The 4087-nt window shown below is 65.0% G+C and carries 3 protein-coding genes; all 3 read right to left on the bottom strand.

The genetic code is table 11. The annotated features are described in order from the left end of the window. On the bottom strand, positions 1 to 1103 hold a 1103-nt coding region (locus ACFWF3_RS26790; protein ID WP_379316129.1), incomplete at its 3' end, for a CHASE3 domain-containing protein. Continuing rightward, positions 1100 to 2326 carry a PP2C family protein-serine/threonine phosphatase gene (locus ACFWF3_RS26785; RefSeq protein ID WP_379316127.1) on the bottom strand — a complete coding sequence of 409 codons (1227 nt, stop codon included), beginning with the start codon at positions 2324 to 2326 and terminating at the stop codon, positions 1100 to 1102. The genes ACFWF3_RS26790 and ACFWF3_RS26785, both read right to left, overlap by 4 nt. Before the next feature lie 458 nt (positions 2327 to 2784). After that, positions 2785 to 3123, bottom strand: coding sequence for a hypothetical protein (locus tag ACFWF3_RS26780; RefSeq protein WP_379316125.1), 339 nt, complete (start codon positions 3121 to 3123; stop codon positions 2785 to 2787). Between the last annotated feature and the right edge of the window lie 964 nt (positions 3124 to 4087).

Here is a 4087-nt window from a genome sequence, read left to right as displayed (position 1 = left end):
CGGCCGACGCGGGAGAAGGTGAGCAGGTCGTTGATCAGCACCTGCATGCGCTTGGCGCCGTCGACGGCGAAGTCGATGTACTGCTTGCCGCGCTCGTCGAGCTGGTCGCCGTAGCGCTTCTCGAGCAACTGGCAGAACGAGGCCACCTTGCGCAGCGGCTCCTGCAGGTCATGGGAGGCGACGTAGGCGAACTGCTCCAACTCGGTGTTGGATCTGCGCAGTTCGTCGGCCTGGATGTCGAGATCCTGCTTCTGGCGCAGCAGTTCCGCCTCCTGGATCCGCGTGGAATCGAGCTCGGCGACGATGTGATGGCGCATGTTCTCCACCGCCTCGCAGACCAGCGCGATATCGGAAGGACCGACAGCCTCGATCTGCGCGTCGAACTCCCCCGCGGCTACCCGCCGCGACGACTCGGTGAGATAGCCCAACGGCCGTACCACCAGTCGCCGTACCAGCACGGTGAGCAGCACCCCGGTCAGCAGGAAGACCGCGACGATGCCCCACAGCACGATGTTGCGGGTGGTGCGTGCGCTTGCCAGCTCGGCGGAATCGCTGTCGACGACCGCGACGAGATGGTCGTTCTGCACCGCGAAGGTATCGCGCACGGCGTCGAAGAGCGCCTTTCGACGCACCGCTCCGGTGGCGGCGTCGAGACCGATGCCCGTGCGAGACGACACGGCCCCGGTCGCCGGATCGGTGAAGTCGGCCCGCCACTGCTGGGCGGCGAGGTCGACAGCGGCGAGGTCGGCGAGCAATCCGGGGTGGCCGACGAGCAGCTCCCGTAAGCGGTCCGCGGCGCGTGTCTGCTCCTGGCGCCCTCGGTCGTAGGGCTCGAGGAACTGCGGGTCCCCGGTGATGGCGTAGCCGCGGATGCCGGTCTCCTGATTCAGCAGCGCACCCTGCAGCCGATGGGCTTCGGTGGACGCGGGCAGAGTTTCGGCGAGCAGACGATCGGTGACCCGGCTGGTGTGCGCGATGACCTGCGCACCCGCCGCGGCACCGACGACCACCACCAGGATCATCAGCGCGAACACGAGCTGGAACCAGCCCTGTGCCGTCAGCTGACGGATCGACCCCGACCGAGCTGGTGCACTACTCGTCACGTCATCCGCCTCGTCACATCACTCCACCGCAAATACAGGATGGCCACATCGTCATCCAAACCGCCTGCCGCCGAGGCAAGCTCCGCCACCTGCCCGATCAGCGCGTCGACGAAGGACTCGGGCTGCCCGACGGGCAGTGTCTGTGCCAGTTCGAACAATCCGTCCTCGCCGAGGCGGGTGCTGCCGTCGCCGACGCGCCCTTCGAACAGTCCATCGGTGAACAGCATCAGCCCCGCCTCATCCGCCAGCACCACCTCGTGCGCGGGCCACTGCGCGTAGCCCGGCACGAAACCCAGGGCCGGTCCGCCCGGCACCTCCACCCAGCTCAGTCCGGCACGGGTGCACGACAGCATGCCGGGGTGACCCGCGCGGCGTACCGACACCTGCCGGGTCGCCGGGTCGAGTACCAAGCTGGTAGCGGTGGCGAAGGTTTGCTGGTCGGCGCGTTCGGCGAGCAGCACTTCCTCGAGCAGGCTCAGTTGCCTGGCACCGGTGACACCGCTGAGCACCAGCGTGCGCCACGCCAGCCGCAATGCGACCCCGGTCGCCGCGGCGTCGGGACCGTGGCCGGAGACATCACCGATGATGGCGTGCACGATGCCGGTCGGGTCCTGGACCACGTCGTAGAAGTCGCCGCCGAGCAGTGAGTGGTCGCGCCCGGGCCGATACCGCGACACCACCTCCACTGCGGGGTCGGCACCCAACAGCGGGGTCGGCAACAATCCGCGTTCGAGTCGGGAGTTCTCCTGCGCCCGCATCTGACTGGCCTGCAGGGCCGCGCTGGTGAGTTCGGCCTGCTTGCGCTGGATCGCGTAACGCACTGCGCGCCCGAACAATTCCGGGTCCACCCGGCCCTTGACCAGGTAGTCCTGCGCGCCGGCGGCCAACGCGAACAGCCCGGTGCGCTCTTGGTCGAGCCCGGTCATCACCACGACAGGGACCTGATCGTTGCGGTCGCGGATCCCGGCCAGCGCCTCGAGTCCGTGTGCATCGGGCAGATGCAGATCGAGCAGCACGCAATCGGGGACGTCGGCGCGTAGGCGCTCGCCGGCCTCGGTCAGGGTGCGTACCCAATCCAGGTGCGGGCGCGGAGACAGATCGGCGACCATCTCTTCCACCAGCAAGGCGTCGCCGGGATCGTCCTCGACCAGCAGTATGCGGAGTTGACGTTGCGATCTGGGCCCGGCCGCGATGAGATCGGCGTTCACCGCGTCACTGCGCACCACGACCACCGCCGGCGCAGCCGAGAGTCGCCTGCTCGCGCCACATCAGACCTCCCCCTCCCCACCTGGACAGCACAAAACCCAGGGTGTGCACGAAAGCCTCCGATCACAGGCGCCCACGACGCGAACTGACTCCGCCGGCCGGTTGCTGGACCGAAAGGTAGTACCGGGGATGCTATCCGATTGCGCCGACACCCATGCCCACGCAGGATTTCGGCGTGGGCATGGGCACCTTCGCCTATCGCACTACGTGCCCGGACTTGCGTGTCCGCGAGGTCGACCATCCTATCGAAGGCCACTCCGCCCCTGAGCTCATCGCCGGCTACCTCCACGGATCCGAAGGTTCGAGAGCGAATCGCCCGGCGTACTGCGCGCTAGCCGCATACTGCGCGCGAGCCGCTGAGGCTTGCCCGCCACGTCCGACTTGCACCCACACCGGCCGCCGACGGGCCTCGTTGTCACATATGTGGTGGCTGGAGGTGGTCCTTCGCGAACACCGCCGTCACGTAATCGACGAGGTGAAGACGGAGGGCGGAAGGCCACTCTGCCGAGAGATCGTCGAGGTCCACACCGAGTGCCTTTTCGACTTCCTTCAACACGAAGGGAAGCGGGATGCTCTCGCGCGAACAAACCTGTACCGCGTACTCCAATTGATCCACGACATCGTGGAGATGAGCGGTCTCGCTGTCATAAGATTCAGCGCCATGAGCCGCAAAGCGGTATTCAAGATTTCGTGAAACCCGATCGCCGCCTGCGTCATCGCGCGATAGCGGGGTACCACTGATGTTCTCGTCCATCGATCCCCCTGTCGAAGTAGTTCCCCGTCAATGGTCGACCGTACCCGAATATTCGCAGAAAATGGAGGGCCAAACCGGACATCTTATAGCTAATTAGTAGCTAACATAAGTGGGTTTGTGAGCCGTACCAAAGAGCATGTGATCTGCGCGAGATCGGCAGCCGGGCGCGAGGGCGGCCGTCTATCCGCGTGGTGCAGGGCGCTTCGGGCGGCCGTCACGACGCTTCCCACCTCGGCAAACGCCCAGTCTCGTCCCGGATACAGCAGTGCCGACAGGAACGTCGGCGAGATGCCGAGGCCGCGAGGTCAGCCCAGGTGAACCAGTGAGCCGATACGGCGCAGATATCCCGACCGGCCGAACGGAACCGTGTTGCGCTCGACTTCGAGGAAGGCTGGCATCATTATCGCGGCCAGTTCTATAGCGTCCTTACGGTCGTGGCCGCTGTCGCAGTGTCGAAGCATTCCCCTGGAAACTCCGCAGCTTCGCGGTGTTGGTGTTGGTGTTGGTGTTGAGAATTTTCTGTCAAACACCGGAAAGCACCGGAATACTACGCCTGAACGGCCGGTCCGGGCGGTCGAAAATTCTTCATCCCCTACCGCCGATGACCATACTGTCGACACTGCATCCAACTGTGAATTGACCTGCGGCACAGAACAACCCGATTACTCCGTCTCGAATATTCATACTGCGATACCCGCGCCCGGCAAATAGCTGGCTCGACATTTCACTACGGATGCGACAGGAATCTCTTATACAAGTCATCCATGGACCCGGCGCCGGTCGACATGCAGTGCTGACGCACACGGCCCCGGCGGTTACACCTCTGCCGTCACGACGGATCATGTTCGCGACCGGATTCGATTCACAGCTGACGCGAAGCCTGATTTCATATCAACTCTCGCAATAGATGAATCAGGTTGCCCTGGACGACACACCGCCCCGCACAGGTGCGGGCCACAGAGGC

This window comes from Nocardia sp. NPDC060220 (assembly GCF_042727815.1).
Taxonomy (GTDB): Bacteria; Actinomycetota; Actinomycetes; order Mycobacteriales; family Mycobacteriaceae; genus Nocardia.
The sequence above is the reverse complement of the archived record's forward strand: the minus strand, read 5'-3'. Positions and strand labels throughout refer to the sequence as shown.

Coding starts and splice junctions, on each gene's coding strand:
- ACFWF3_RS26780 (WP_379316125.1), bottom strand. CDS start 3,123: ATGGACGAGAACATCAGTGGTACCCCGCTATCGCGCGATGACGCAGGC.